The sequence below is a fragment of the Corynebacterium callunae DSM 20147 genome (genome assembly GCF_000344785.1).
Lineage (GTDB): Bacteria > Actinomycetota > Actinomycetes > Mycobacteriales > Mycobacteriaceae > Corynebacterium > Corynebacterium callunae.
This window is the reverse complement of sequence record NC_020506.1, coordinates 1,893,124-1,907,551: the sequence shown is the minus strand read 5'-3', so window position 1 is coordinate 1,907,551 and position 14,428 is coordinate 1,893,124. Positions and strand designations below refer to the sequence as shown.

Below are 14,428 nucleotides of genomic sequence, written 5' to 3'. Positions count from 1 at the left end.
TCGTGCACCTGGGAAGGTGCACGAGCTTTATTTCTTAGAAGGGTGGCTGCTCATCTAGGCCAAGGGCGCTAAAGAGCTGTTCTTCGTCCCAGATCTGAATATCTTGGCCTTTTTCTTTGAGCTCCTCCGCGCGTTTTTGCTTGGAGGTAATTGTTGCCCACTGGCCAGCTACCAAGATGGTGGTTTTCTTGGTGACATTCTTGCCAATTTGTGCACCTTGATCAGCAATGCGCTGCCAGAGTGCTCCCTTTTCATAAGGTTCAAAATCACCGGTGAGGGTGATGTTATGTCCATAAAGCAGGGAATTGGGATCTGCATCTGGATTGGGATCAGGAATAACTTCAGGAGTGGCAACCTTATCCCAGGGTGCTTTGCCACGAGATTTCTTGGGTGCTGCAGCCTTGGGTTCTTCGGCCACTGGAGCCGCTGGAACTACAGCTGCAACGGCTGCTTCCTTCGAGGCTTGTAGACCGAAGCGTCGCCTTTGAACTGCTACATTGGCGCCGGAGCGATCGCGAAGCACCGGAAAGACCTTCTCATTATCGATAGATCCCAGCGTAAAACCACGACTGTGGATGAAGTCGATAAATGAACCCTCAAAGTCATGGCGCCTGGCCAAAGCAGTGGTGATTTCTGCACAAGCACGGGCATCTTCGGTGGCATCATGATGGTGCTGGAGCTCAAAGCCCAAGTAACTGGCAACAGTTGGCAGCTTATGGTTTTCCACCTGCAGCTTCTCATTACGGGCCAAAGTTAGTGAGCAACCATAAATCATGCTCGGTGCAGGGATGCCGGCAGCAGCACAGGCACGAGAAAGCGCTGTGAAATCAAATTGTGCATTGTGCGCCACCAAGCTGAGATCTCCGACAAACTCCACCATCTTGGGTAGCAGCTCGTCAAAGCTAGGCTGATCTTCCACCTTCGCCGGGGTGATGCCGTGGATGCTGATGTTAATGGGGTTAAAGAAGTTCAAGGGTTCTGGCGGAGTGCACAACCAAGACACAGCTTCTTCTTCGATGCCGTCTTTGTAACGCACTAAACCAATTTGGCAGATTGAACCCCAGTCATCATTGGCTGTTTCCACATCAAAGCCCACAAAATCAAGGCCCGGGATGGGAGTTTTGGTAGTGGATTCACCATCAAGCGAGGGAGCTTCACCAGCAAGGACTCGCTTGATCTCGGCAGCCAGCTCTGCCATTTCAGACTGCTGATTGGGTGCAAAGGTAATGGAGGTGTCCGCCCCTTCCAGGGTGAGAAAACCACAGGTCAAAGCAGTGGGGTTGTGCAGGGTTACACCAGTGATGGCATCCAAGGAGATAATTTCTTCTTGGTTGCCATTCGAAGACAAAGCGGTCAGAAGTGGGGAATAAGAAAGTAAAAGAGTGGAATCATCCAAAGTGACAGATGCGCCATGTGCCACGATCACAGGTGAGGTCCTTTCGGTCTGCGTTAATGAAAACCACCCTACTAGGTGACCCGGACACAGTGACGGTCGCCGTGTTTGAATAAGGGCTCTAGACGTGCGGGAGGGGCGCGTCGAAAAGCGTCTTTTAGTTACCTGAAATTTAACTGCATGTAACGCTGGGTGCCGTTTGAACGAAGCTTTAAGTATCAGGAACCTAAAATTCCGCGCCACACCTGTGGCCAATGAATCAAAGGATAGTGAGCTTAGATGAACCCCCAAGCTGGACAGAATTCTCGCGAGACCGCCCTCGGTTTTGTACAAGAGGAGCACATCCAGGGCGCAACTGTTACCGATATTCGGAGCGCCAAAAGGAAAAATCACATAGCTACCTCCGGCAATCCCTTTATGAAAAACTGTCCGAGCCGCGATCTGCTGGACACCATTAGTGATAAATGGGCCGTGTTGATTTTGCTGAGCATCGCAGACGGCCCGCTACGCAATGGCGAGATCAAAGAGCAGGTCGAGGGCATCACTGCCAAGATGCTCACCCAGCGCCTTGGTGTGCTGATGGAAGACGGTTTGGTAACTCGAACCTCCCATCCAGTGGTGCCACCTCGGGTGGATTATCAGCTCACTGAGCTTGGAGAATCAGTTATCGAGCCCTGCCGTGCGATGTATTCCTGGGCGGTTAACAACGTTTCAGAAGTTGAGGCTTACCGCACGGCTTAAGCCCCTTTGCAGGGGCAGAAAAAGCGTGCTTTTCGACGAAAAACTCTAGCTTTAGAAAACCAAAAGGGACGTTCAGGATTTCTTCCTGAGCGTCCCTTCGCGGTTTTAGAACATACCTAAACTGGCCAATGCTTACTTCTCTTTACGCGGAGAATCGTAATCATCGGCTACTGCAGCATCATTGCGCAGGCGCTTAAATTCTTGCGCCTCGGCGCGTTCAGCAGCTTCCTTTTCGGCGCTTGCTGCTTCTTCTTCTGCAGGAACTTCGGTTTCAGCGTCTGCCTCTGCCTCTGTCTCCGTCGCTTCAGCTGGAGCTTCTGCAGTCTCCGCAGGTATTTCTGCTACTGCATTCTCATCCTCAGAATCAGGAGCCTCAGTACCTTCAGCAGCGTCTTCCTCCGCTGGAGGTTGAGAATGCTGCTGAGCCGCTTCCTCTTCCACAGTTTCCGCATCTTGTGCGGCTTGACGCAAAGCTGCAGCAGCATCGGCTGCTTCGCGCTCAGCTGCCAAAGCTGCTTCTTCCTTTTCCAAAGCAATTTTGGCATCAAGCTTGGTGTAATCAGGAGCTTCAACCTGACGCAGCAACATGGTCGAACGTGCTGGCACGGTCAAGGTGCCACCGGCTTCGATGGTGAGTTCTTCCAGCGGGTAGCCAATTGCTTCGGTGGTATCAACCAGCAGCTTCCACTTCATACCAAAGTGCTCAGGAGGCAGGGTGAACTCGATGGGTTCAAAGTGCGCATTGAACATGAGGATGAAGGATTCATCACGAATCTTCTGGCCACGCTCATCGGGCTCTTCAATGGCATCGCCATTGAAGAAGACCTGTAGGGACTTACCAAAAGCAAAGTCCCAGTCATCTTGGGTCATCAAAGTGCCGTTGGGGACCAACCATGCAATGTCACGATCGCGTACATCGCTACCCAAAGGGCCACCAGCCAAGAAGCGACGACGGCGGAATACAGGGTGGTTGGAGCGGATGCGCAGCAAACGGCGAGTGAAGCTGATAAGGTCAGCGTTTTCTTCCACCTGTTCCCAGTTCATCCACGCCAGTTCATTGTCCTGGCAGTAGACGTTGTTGTTGCCTTGCTGGGTACGTGCCATCTCGTCACCATGCGCCAACATTGGCGTGCCCTGGGAAAGCAGGAGAGTGGTGAGGAAGTTGCGACGCTGTTGGGCGCGCAGCTGCCTGATCTCAGGATCGTCGGTTGGGCCCTCCACACCACAGTTCCAAGAACGGTTGTGGGATTCGCCATCGCGACCATCTTCACCATTGGCATCATTGTGCTTCTCGTTATAACTGACCAGGTCATTGAGGGTAAAACCATCATGGGCCGTGACAAAGTTAATAGAGGCAGTTGGACGGCGACCATTATTGGCATAAAGGTCAGAAGAACCGGTCAATCTGGAAGCAAATTCGCCCAAGGTAGCGGGCTCACCGCGCCAGAAATCACGCACTGTATCGCGGTATTTACCATTCCATTCGGTCCACAGTGGTGGGAAGTTGCCAACCTGGTAGCCGCCTTCACCCACATCCCATGGCTCGGCAATGAGCTTGACCTGGGAAACTACTGGGTCCTGCTGGACGAGGTCGAAGAAGGTAGCAAGGCGGTCAACGTCATGGAGCTCACGGGCGAGGGTAGATGCCAAGTCGAAACGGAAGCCGTCCACGTGCATTTCGGTAACCCAATAACGCAGGGAATCCATAATCAATTGCAGGGAGTGAGGATCGCGCACATTGAGGGAGTTACCGGTGCCGGTGTAGTCCATGTAGTGGCGCTTATCGCCCTCAACCAGGCGGTAGTAGGCCTCATTGTCAATACCGCGAAATGCGATGGTGGGGCCCATATGGTTGCCTTCAGCGGTGTGGTTATAAACCACGTCCAAAATAACTTCGATGCCCGCTTCGTGGAAGGATCGCACTAAGCCCTTGAACTCTGCTACTGCGCCACCGGGAGCTTTATTGGCGGCGTAATCGTTATAAGGTGCAAAAAATCCAAAGGAGTTATAACCCCAGTAGTTGCGCAACCCAAGTTCACGCAGGCGATCATCCTGGAGGAACTGGTGCACTGGCATGAGTTCAATGGCAGTGACACCCAAATCCACTAAATAATCAATGATGGCAGGGTGGGAAAGGCCTGCGTAGGTACCGCGGAGTTCTTCCGGAACATCGGGGTGTGTCATGGTCATGCCCTTGACATGAGCCTCATAAATGACGGTCTCATGATAAGGCTTGCGAGGGGAGCGGTCATTGCCCCAGTCGAAGAAAGGATTAACCACCACAGACTTCATGGTGTGGTCAATACTGTCCTCAGTATTGCGACCATTGGGGTCTTCAGGATTGGTGATGTCATAGGAAAACAGTGATGGGTGTCCATCAAATGCGCCATCAAAAGCGCGAGCGTAGGGATCCACCAGCAGCTTATTAGGATCGCAGCGCTGGCCCTGATCTGGATTCCAGGGTCCATGGACTCGGTAGCCATAGCGCTGGCCTGGTTGCACACCAGGCAAATAGCAGTGCCAAATATGGGCGTCGCGTTCTTCTAGATTGATGCGAATTTCATTATTGTTTTCATCAAGAAGACACAGCTCAACACGGTCAGCGATATCGGAGAAGATCGCAAAATTTGTACCGGCGCCGTCATAGGTAGAGCCCAAAGGATAGGCGTCGCCAGGCCACACGGAATACTTGTGATCGCTCGTTGTTGTCATGGAACGCTATCTTATATGGCGAATGGACTCGAGACCCACAATGATGATTTGTACCCCAGTGGAAAAGCGTTGTTCAAAATCCACCGGAGTGCCTTCTTCGCCGGTAAGTTCTTGCAGCTGAAGCTGGGTTTGTTCGGCCAAAACTGCACCCACCACAAAGTGTAAAAGGGTAAAGGCTCCCACTTCGTCGGGGGTGTCCAAAGAGCGCGCAATAATGCTCTCTAAATCACTGCGCAATGTCGGGCTACTTAACGCAGCACTAACCACCTCCGCGCCGTCCCGATAACTAACCATCAAGGCTCTTAACTGTGCGCAGGTATCCTGCGCACTTTGCTTTTCGACGCGCCCCTGCACGTCGGGCTCCAGGAGGGGGGCGAGTACCCGGCGCGCGGTGGCGTCGATAAGCTCCTGTTTGTTTTTAAAATGCCAATAGAGCGCACCGGGGGCAACTTCGAGCTGTTTCGCCACTCGGCGCATGGTCATATCTGACAGGCCATATGAGTTGAGAAGTAACACTGCGGCGTCAATGATGGATTCTTTATTTAACTGCACGATTCCCAGCATAATGACAGCCCTGTCTTCAGTACTTAAGCAGATGGATTTGCTAGGGTAATTTGCGTGAAAGCCCCGGAATCCTCAAGGTTTTGGGTCCGTCGATGAAAATCAGGAGAAGAAATTTGTCCATTCGTACTTCCTCCAAGAAGGTCGCATTCGCTGCTTTCATGGCTGCACCGCTATTCCTAGCGGCCTGCGGCAGTGACGATGCAAGCACCGAGGCAGCATCCTCATCGGCCACCACCAAGTCGACCACTGCTTCAGCATCCGCATCCGCATCAGCATCAGCAAGTGCTTCTGCAAGCTCTTCCGCAGCAGCCAGCACCCCAGCCAGCACCGCAGCTGCAGAACCAGCTAATCCTGCCGATCCTGCTGCACAGCAGTCCCAAATTCAAGAGCTTTCCCAGGAGCTTTCTGAGAACCCAATTACCTTTGCTGAACTAGCACCGGTAGAAGATGGCCAGGCTGCATCCCCTGAGGACGCCGCTGCTTTGGAAACCTTGATTCGTGGCGCTTCTGAGCCCACCACCTTGCGTAGCTCTCTGGCATATATGCTCAACAACACCTGTGGCCGAGTGCTGGAGGAAAGTGGCGGAACTGGCGCAATTGATCTAAATACCGTCCCTGATGTCCCACTCAGTGGCGACGGCACCGGCACTGTGGATTCCATTTCTGACGTTGTTGTCAGCGGCGATACTGCATCTGCTTGGGTTGTTGCTACTGCCGGTGGTCAGACTGACTCTGGTACCCAGCGCTTCCTCCGCGAAGGTGGCCAGTGGAAGTTCTGCGATTAATCATCGCTTGAAATTCCTTCCCTGCTGAAAACTTTCGTTTTTTAGCAGGGATTTTTTATACCCAAATTCCAGTGCAGCGCGGCGGGGTTTTGGAAAGGACAATATGTACGGGGGTATTCTCAATTGTCATGACCACCTCTGGCGTATCCGTTAACGCAAGCCCTTATGAAGGATATTCCGCTGCAGAGATTGCACAGGAATCTGCACCGAAGAAATCACGGATGAAAATCAACAAAGCCGTAGGTGCATTTGCCGGGGCGCTGGCATTAACCCTGGTGCTCTTTGCCCTTGGTGGAGTGATCTGGGGTTTAACTCGTCCCACCTATACTGCCTTTGTAGAAGACGCTGAAACTGCATCCATCGCCGTTGCTGAAAATGTGGAATTTATTGGCTATGCCTGGTTTAGCATTGCCACCGGAGCTATTGCTGCAGCGATTGCCCTCATAATCTTCCTCAAGTCCCCACAAACCCGAGGTCTATCCATGATGGCGTGGTTGGGAATGCTTGCTGCAGCTGGGGCAGTGGTGTTCCTGGTTTTTGGAACTTATGCCTCCACCTTGTTGCATGGGGTGCCCGCTGATTATGCCAATGCCATTGGCCAATCTTTCCAAGTTGCACCCACCATGCAACCGGGTGTGGCATTGGTAGCCGCGCCATTTTTGTCGGTGTGTATGTACTGGTGCGCTACCTTTGTCACTCCTGAGGAAGAGCTGGCTGAAACCACTGACGCTGAATCTATCTATGCAGCGCAACCAGAGGAATCTGCAGATGTAGCTACAGCTGAGGTTAGGTCTTAATCTTCAAGAGGCCAATTAACCGCAGTTTCCCCGGTGATTTCCCTACTTAAAGTGTCAATTGCCATCAAGATGTGGTGAATTGCTAGGTCAATATTGCGGCGTAGCTGTATGGTGCTCAAGCCTTCACCAACCACAATGGAAAACTCCACTCTTACCTGCAGGCCATCGCTGTTTTCATGGCAAAATGCCTTGGTTAACAAGGCGCGTTCATTGTGCTGATTGCAGGTCATGAACACTTTCATGAAATCGCGGGCGGGATCAAGATTGGGATCCCAATCTCCTTTGATCACCAAGGTGGGGCCATTGTCCACCACAAAACCAATGAAGACCTCATTGATCCATGCACCCAGGAATTCCTTATCTCCCGTGGTGAATGAGATTCCTTTTTCAACGAGGAGGTCATTAACACGCTTGAGGGTGACGGCCTGTATTTGGTGTTCAGATTCCACGTCATCATCCTCCTGGAAGTCTTCATATTCTTCCGCTTCAGCGTTAATATCCATGGGAACTAAAAGACCTGGAATTTCTTGGGAACTAAGGATCACATCCTGGACTTCGCGGAGCTCATCGGCGCCTTTTCCATTAATGAGCAGATCCCCAAAGCGCTCGATCATAAAGTTCACCGCCATCTCGGTGGCTCCCAAAGCGCTGGTGAGGAACTTTTCTAATTGCTGGACACCGAGTCCTTCTTCGACGCTGATACTGCAGCGAAAGCGTACCTCAATGCTGCCTTCATCAGTCATATGCAGCAGTGCAGTGGCCCCGAGATATTCGGCATTCCACAAAGTGATGGCACGCGCTACCTCATTAATAGTGAACATTTCCAAAGGCATACGAATTTGGGAAAGGACGCTAAGACACAAGCTAGCCTCATCGCTGAAATAGACCGTGCTGAAATGCTGGGATTGGGGAACCAACACACGGTCATCATCATCAATGAAGTGATAAGGCAAAGTGTGGAAAATATTCCTCACCCGATCCAGATCAACTGGAGTGGGGAAGGAGGCATCAAAAGTGCTGGAATTGCTATCAGTCACAGTGGGGAAAGCGGCCTTTCTTTTTGTCCTCGGAAAGGACTTAAATATGCCCGAGTAGAGCTTTTCATTCAACTTAGAATAGTGAGGTCTTTTAAGTTTCCAGCCTAAACCACATGCCCCGGAATGTACCCGAATCAGAAAATGGATTAGTGGGGAATACAATAGAAAACTATGTGGTGTGAAACTGAACAAGTCACACCCGTGCAGTAGTCCAATACTCTCGCCCCAACCTTCAGGGAGAAAACCTCGCCATGTTGAATGTCACTGACCTGCGCGGTCAAACACCATCCAAGAGCGATATCCGACGCGCACTGCCACGCGGAGGCACGGACGTAGTGTCCGTACTTCCCATCGTGCAGCCTGTGGTGGATGACGTAAAAGAACGCGGCGCCCATGCTGCCTTGGAATATGGCGAGAAATTTGATCATATTCGCCCCGCTTCGGTGCGGGTTCCTGCAGAGGTTCTGGCTGGTGCTGAAGCTGCTCTAGATCCCTTGGTACGCGCCTCCATCGAGGAATCCATTAAGCGGGTACGCAAAGTCCACGCTGAGCAAAAGCCACAGTCACACACCACCGAGCTGGCACCTGGTGGCACCGTCACTGAGAAATTCCTACCCATCGACCGCGTGGGACTATATGTTCCAGGTGGTAATGCCGTTTACCCATCCAGCGTCATTATGAACACCGTTCCAGCCCAAGAAGCTGGGGTATCTAGCCTGGTTGTGGCATCTCCACCACAGGCTGAGCACGGCGGTTGGCCACACCCCACCATTTTGGCAGCCTGCTCTATTTTGGGTGTGACCGAAGTGTGGGCAGTGGGCGGTGGCCAAGCGGTCGCACTATTGGCTTATGGCGATGAGGCTGAAGGGCTGGATCCAGTTGATATGATCACCGGCCCGGGAAACATCTTTGTCACCGCGGCAAAGCGTTTGGTCCGCGGTGTAGTGGGAACCGATGCAGAAGCAGGCCCCACAGAGATCGCAATTTTGGCAGATGGCACCGCCAACCCGGTCAATGTGGCATATGACCTGATCAGCCAGGCCGAACACGATGTTATGGCCGCCTCGGTTTTGATTACCGATTCTGAAGGGCTGGCAGCAGCTGTCAATCGCGAAATTGCGGCCCGCTATTCCATTACCCGCAACGCGGATCGTGTAGCTCAAGCACTGGAAGGGAAACAAAGCGGAATTGTGCTTGTCGACGACATCACCGTAGGCATCCAGGTTGCCGATCAGTACGGCGCCGAGCACCTTGAGGTGCACACCGAAAATGCGCGTGCAGTTGCGGAAAAGATCACCAATGCTGGCGCTATCTTTGTTGGCGATTTTTCCCCAGTCCCACTCGGTGATTACACCGCAGGCTCTAACCACGTGCTGCCAACCTCGGGCACCTCGCGTTTTTCTGCAGGTCTTTCCACCCACACCTTCCTACGCCCGGTAAACCTCATTGAATATGATGAAGCAGCCTTGAAGGAAGTTTCTGATGTGGTGATTAACTTTGCCAATGCAGAAGATTTGCCTGCCCACGGTGAGGCAATTCGTGCTCGCTTTGAAACTCTTCCCACCACTGATGAGGCCTAAATCATGACTGAACAAACACTCGCTGCTGATACCACGCTGGCTCAATTGCCTTTGCGTGAGGAACTCCGTGGTGAAACCGCCTATGGCGCACCACAGCTCAACGTTGATGTCCGACTTAACACCAACGAAAACCCTTATCCACCATCGGCGGCATTGGTCCAAGACCTTGTTGCCACGGTGGATAAGATTGCCACTGAACTTAACCGTTATCCAGAACGTGATGCGGTAGAGCTGCGCGAATCCTTGGCTGCGTATATCACCAAACAAACAGGAGTCGCTGTCACCAAGGACAACCTGTGGGCAGCCAATGGCTCCAATGAAATTTTGCAGCAATTACTCCAGGCCTTTGGTGGACCGGGACGCTCAGCACTAGGATTTCAGCCCAGTTACTCCATGCACCCCATTTTGGCGCAGGGCACCCAAACGGAATTTATTGCAGTCGCCCGCGGCGCAGATTTCCGCATTGATTTTGATGCAGCTTTTGCTGCGATTGAAAAGCACCAGCCCGATATCATCTTCGTGACCACCCCAAATAACCCCACCGGTGATGTCACTTCCTTGGCTGATATTGAGCGCCTGGTGCAGGTCGCGCCGGGAATCGTCATTGTGGATGAGGCCTATGCGGAGTTTTCTCCCTCACCTTCGGCTACCACTTTGATTGCAAAGTATCCTTCTAAGCTGGTGGTTTCTCGCACCATGAGTAAGGCTTTTGACTTTGCCGGTGGTCGCCTTGGCTACTTTGTGGCAGCACCTGCCTTTATTGAGGCCGTCATGCTGGTCCGTCTTCCTTATCATCTTTCAGCGCTGAGCCAAGCAGCCGCAATCGTGGCGCTGCGCCACAGTGCTGACACGCTGGCCACCGTCGAAAAGCTCTCTCAAGAACGCGACAGGGTAGTAGCTGCCCTGCTGGAAATCGGTTTTGAGGTTGTGCCAAGTGAGTCTAATTTTGTGTTCTTTGGCCGTTTTGCGGATCAGCATGTTGCCTGGCAGGAATTTTTGGATCAGGGTGTGTTGATTCGTGATGTGGGTGTAGCTGGACATTTGCGCACCACCATTGGATTGCCTGAGGAAAATGATGCTTTCTTGGCAGCCGCGCAGACCGTTTTTGATAAGAATCTTTAGGAAGAGGAATCCCTTATGACCCCTCGAATTGGTCGCGCTTCCCGCACCACTAGTGAGTCTGATATTTCCGTTGAAATTAACCTCGATGGCAGCGGAAAAGTAGATATTGATACTGGCTTGCCATTTTTTGATCACATGCTTACCGCTTTTGGTGTGCATGGCAGCTTTGACCTGAAAGTTCATGCCAAGGGGGATATCGAAATTGATGCCCACCACACGGTAGAAGACACCGCGATTGTATTAGGCCAAGCCTTGCTTGATGCCATTGGTGATAAGAAGGGCATCCGACGCTTCGCTTCTTGCCAATTGCCAATGGATGAGGCGTTGGTGGAATCCGTGGTGGATATTTCCGGACGCCCCTACTTTGTGATCACTGGTGAACCAGATCATATGATCACCTCAGTTATCGGCGGACACTATGCCACCGTGATTAATGAGCATTTCTTTGAAACCTTGGCACTAAACTCTCGGATCACCCTGCATGTGATCTGCCACTATGGTCGCGATCCACACCACATCACTGAGGCGGAATACAAGGCTGTAGCTCGCGCCCTCCGGGGAGCAGTGGAGATGGACCCTCGCCAAACTGGTATCCCATCCACGAAGGGTGCGCTTTAGCAGATGAAATCCTTGACAGTGTCTGATATGGTCACTGCGTCAATGCAGACCACCACCGACGGCAGTAACCGTTGGATGATTTATGCACTTTTTATCATTGCCGGACTTTTTGCGGGCGGTGCCTGGTCTGCTTATAAAGCAAAAAACACCTTGTTGATGGTGCTAGCTGGAATCATCGCCATTGCAGCTATAGTCGGCGGAATTTTATGGATGATCGGAGAGATGACTTAATTGGAATCTAGGGCTTTAACACGCGCTGAGATCGAACAACTACCCAGCATGTGGCAAAGCCCAGGGTTTGTAGCTGTCATGGTTGCGGTTGCCGCAGCCTTTGGCAGCTGGTCTCTCTTATTGCCAGTAGTTCCTTTGGCAGTGCTTAGCGCAGATGGCTCCAGCGCATTGGCTGGTGCCACCACTGGCATTTTTATGGCAGCAACTGTTGTCACCCAAATTTTTACACCCGCAGCACTGCGCAGAATTGGTTATACCCCAGTGATGACCTTCGCAGCATTTATGTTGGGTGTGCCGGCCATTGGCTATATTTTCAGCATGGAGCCAGCGCCAGTGCTGCTGGTTTCAGCACTAAGAGGCATTGGCTTCGGTGCATTAACTGTCGCCGAGTCTGCGCTCATTGCAGAGCTCGTACCAGCGCGCTTTTTGGGCAAGGCCTCTGGCATGTTGGGCGTTTATATTGGACTTTCTCAAATGCTATTCCTACCCACCGGTCTAGCTCTGGGCGCTAAATTTGGCTATGACCTGGTGTATCTCATCGGCGCGGGAATTGCGCTAATTGCTGCGCTCATGTGCCTGCGTATTCCACGCATTAAAGCTGCTGCCAAAGCTGCACCGCAACCCCTCGAGGGCGCCGCAGCAGAACCTCAAGCAGAGGTGCCTACCTGGAAATTGGTCCTTATCCCTGCATTAGCCGTGACCTCATTGTCCATGACCTTTGGTGCGGTTTCTTCCTTCCTGCCAGCTGCCGTTATTGAACTTGACCCCGCTTTGGGAGCCGCCCTAGCCGGCATTATTTTGTCGCTCACCGGCGGATCTGCCATGGTCTTCCGCTATTTATCCGGTGTGATTTCCGATCGTCGTGGCATTCCAGGAACCACCATGATTCCAGCGCAGATTTCCGGCTTTATTGGAGTAGTCCTTATTGCTGCGACAATCTATCAGGGCTGGTCAGTGTGGCTATTGGTGCTTGGTGCCATCATGTTTGGCGGTGGTTTTGGCATGGTGCAAAATGAAGCGCTGTTGTCCATGTTCTTCAGATTGCCTCGTTCAAGGGTCTCGGAAGCTTCTGCAATGTGGAATATTTCCTATGACGCAGGCACCGGTTTGGGCAGTTTTATTTTGGGAATTGTGGTCGCTGCCTTGGCTTATAGCGGTGCCTTTGCCGCCGGAGCCGCAGTGATTGCCTTTGGCATTGTGCTCACCGTGGCTGACCGCATTGTGGGCAAATACCGCATCACCGAATTCAACAACACCCGCGCCCGCCTGCGCCAAGTCCCAGTGGCCCGCAAAGCGGTTCAGAGTTTTAGGCAGGTTGGCAAGCGCAAACCAGAGCTTTTCGACGAAAAACCGCAGCATTAAGAAGGTATGGAAAAGTAGGGTTTTAAGCCTTTTGAGCATGAAAATAGGTTGCGGTGCTTGTCGCTCTTGACCTGTGTCCTAAACTATCGATATGACCAAAACCGTCGCCCTTCTCGACTATGGATCCGGTAATCTCCGCTCCGCCCAGCGTGCCCTTGAACGCGCTGGTGCCGAGGTTATCGTGACCTCCGATCCTGATATCGCAACCAACGCCGATGGCCTTTTGGTCCCCGGCGTTGGAGCATTTGATGCTTGTATGAAAGGCCTCAATGCCGTTTATGGGCATCGAATTATCGGGCAGCGACTTGCCGGCGGACGTCCTGTAATGGGCATCTGCGTTGGCATGCAGATCCTTTTTGAAGAGGGCGAAGAGCACGGTATTAAGGCAGCAGGTTGTGGCGAATGGCCTGGAAAAGTTGAAAAGCTACAGACCAAAATCCTGCCGCACATGGGCTGGAATACCGTTGAGGTGCCCACCGGCTCTGATATGTTCGCAGGTCTTAGCGCAGATGAACGCTTCTACTTTGTGCACTCCTATGGTGTGCGCAAGTGGACTTTAGAAACTGATGACCTCACCACACCTCCAAAGGTGACGTGGAGCCAGCACGAAGATGACCGCTTTGTAGCGGCAGTAGAAAATGGGGCATTGTGGGCTACCCAATTCCACCCCGAAAAGTCCGGCGATGCCGGCGCGCAATTGCTGCGCAACTGGATTAGCTATATCTAAACGTAAGGACCAATACATATGACTTTTAATATTCTTCCCGCAGTTGATGTAGTTAATGGCCAGGCCGTGCGTCTGGACCAAGGTGAAGCAGGAACGGAAAAGAACTATGGCACCCCTTTAGAATCCGCCCTTAAGTGGCAGGAACAGGGTGCTCAATGGCTGCACTTTGTTGACCTTGATGCCGCATTTAACCGTGGCTCCAACCACGAGATGATGGCTGAAATCGTGGGCAAGCTTGATATCGATGTTGAGCTCACCGGTGGTATCCGCGACGATGCCTCCCTCGAGCGTGCCCTTGCGACAGGTGCACGCCGCGTCAATATTGGTACCGCTGCATTGGAAAAACCAGAGTGGATTGCCGATGTTATTGCCCGCTATGGCGATAAGATCGCCGTGGATATTGCCGTGCGTCTGGAAGAAGGCGAATGGCGCACCCGTGGCAATGGCTGGGTTTCCGATGGTGGAGACCTCTGGGAGGTGCTCGAGCGTCTTGATTCCCAAGGTTGTGCACGCTTTGTAGTCACCGATGTCTCCAAAGATGGCACCCTGAGTGGACCCAATGTGGAGTTACTGCGCGATGTTGCAGCTGCCACTGATGCACCAATTGTGGCTTCTGGTGGAATCTCCAAGCTGGAAGATGTTCTTGAACTTGCCAAGTACCAGGATGAGGGCATTGATTCTGTCATCATCGGCAAGGCACTATATGAGCACAAATTCACCCTTGCTGAGGCGCTTGCGGCCGTCGAAAAGCTCGGTTAA

At 52.3% G+C, this 14,428-nt stretch carries 14 protein-coding genes; 10 read left to right on the top strand and 4 right to left on the bottom strand.

The annotated features are described in order from the left end of the window. Positions 1-34 precede the first annotated feature (34 nt). Positions 35-1,426 (bottom strand): exonuclease domain-containing protein, encoded by a 1,392-nt coding sequence (locus H924_RS08985; protein WP_015651645.1) that lies wholly within the window; start codon positions 1,424-1,426, stop codon positions 35-37. Between the two features lie 246 nt (positions 1,427-1,672). Here H924_RS08985 and H924_RS08980 point away from each other — a divergent pair, with 246 nt between their 5' ends. Further along, a complete protein-coding gene (locus H924_RS08980) occupies positions 1,673-2,134 on the top strand; it encodes a winged helix-turn-helix transcriptional regulator (RefSeq protein ID WP_015651644.1) in 462 nt (153 codons plus the stop codon). Between the two features lie 132 nt (positions 2,135-2,266). Here H924_RS08980 and glgX read toward each other — a convergent pair whose 3' ends face one another. Continuing rightward, positions 2,267-4,846 carry a glycogen debranching protein GlgX gene (gene glgX / locus H924_RS08975; RefSeq protein WP_029703272.1) on the bottom strand — a complete coding sequence of 860 codons (2,580 nt, stop codon included), beginning with the start codon at positions 4,844-4,846 and terminating at the stop codon, positions 2,267-2,269. Positions 4,847-4,852: 6 nt separating this feature from the next. Further along, entirely contained in the window at positions 4,853-5,410 is a 558-nt protein-coding gene (locus tag H924_RS08970) for a TetR family transcriptional regulator (RefSeq protein WP_015651642.1), read from the bottom strand. Between the two features lie 113 nt (positions 5,411-5,523). Here H924_RS08970 and H924_RS08965 point away from each other — a divergent pair, with 113 nt between their 5' ends. Together H924_RS08965 and H924_RS08960 are read left to right on the top strand one after the other, a co-directional pair. Beyond that, entirely contained in the window at positions 5,524-6,195 is a 672-nt protein-coding gene (locus H924_RS08965) for a hypothetical protein (RefSeq protein WP_015651641.1), read from the top strand. A 128-nt stretch (positions 6,196-6,323) separates the two neighbouring features. Beyond that, positions 6,324-6,992, top strand: coding sequence for a hypothetical protein (locus H924_RS08960; RefSeq protein WP_015651640.1), 669 nt, complete (start codon positions 6,324-6,326; stop codon positions 6,990-6,992). Here H924_RS08960 and H924_RS08955 read toward each other — a convergent pair. Continuing rightward, on the bottom strand, positions 6,989-8,029 hold the full coding sequence (locus tag H924_RS08955; RefSeq protein ID WP_015651639.1) for a YbjN domain-containing protein: 1,041 nt from the start codon (positions 8,027-8,029) through the stop codon (positions 6,989-6,991). The two genes, H924_RS08960 and H924_RS08955, sit on opposite strands and share 4 nt — an antisense overlap. 251 nt (positions 8,030-8,280) lie before the next feature. Here H924_RS08955 and hisD point away from each other — a divergent pair, with 251 nt between their 5' ends. The 7 genes from hisD (at position 8,281) to priA (ending at position 14,428) form a co-directional block, all read left to right on the top strand. Further along, positions 8,281-9,609 (top strand): histidinol dehydrogenase, encoded by a 1,329-nt coding sequence (gene hisD / locus H924_RS08950; protein WP_015651638.1) that lies wholly within the window; start codon positions 8,281-8,283, stop codon positions 9,607-9,609. A 3-nt stretch (positions 9,610-9,612) separates the two neighbouring features. Then, positions 9,613-10,731: a histidinol-phosphate transaminase gene (locus tag H924_RS08945; RefSeq protein WP_015651637.1), complete on the top strand. Its 1,119-nt coding sequence runs from the start codon at positions 9,613-9,615 to the stop codon at positions 10,729-10,731. Between the two features lie 15 nt (positions 10,732-10,746). Then, positions 10,747-11,349: an imidazoleglycerol-phosphate dehydratase HisB gene (gene hisB / locus H924_RS08940; RefSeq protein ID WP_015651636.1), complete on the top strand. Its 603-nt coding sequence runs from the start codon at positions 10,747-10,749 to the stop codon at positions 11,347-11,349. 3 nt (positions 11,350-11,352) lie between these two features. Continuing rightward, positions 11,353-11,580 carry a hypothetical protein gene (locus tag H924_RS08935; RefSeq protein ID WP_015651635.1) on the top strand — a complete coding sequence of 76 codons (228 nt, stop codon included), beginning with the start codon at positions 11,353-11,355 and terminating at the stop codon, positions 11,578-11,580. 48 nt (positions 11,581-11,628) lie between these two features. Beyond that, positions 11,629-12,942: an MFS transporter gene (locus tag H924_RS08930; protein ID WP_042392646.1), complete on the top strand. Its 1,314-nt coding sequence runs from the start codon at positions 11,629-11,631 to the stop codon at positions 12,940-12,942. A 91-nt stretch (positions 12,943-13,033) separates the two neighbouring features. Then, a complete protein-coding gene (hisH, locus tag H924_RS08925) occupies positions 13,034-13,669 on the top strand; it encodes an imidazole glycerol phosphate synthase subunit HisH (RefSeq protein ID WP_015651633.1) in 636 nt (211 codons plus the stop codon). 18 nt (positions 13,670-13,687) lie between these two features. Then, positions 13,688-14,428 (top strand): bifunctional 1-(5-phosphoribosyl)-5-((5-phosphoribosylamino)methylideneamino)imidazole-4-carboxamide isomerase/phosphoribosylanthranilate isomerase PriA, encoded by a 741-nt coding sequence (priA, locus tag H924_RS08920; protein ID WP_015651632.1) that lies wholly within the window; start codon positions 13,688-13,690, stop codon positions 14,426-14,428.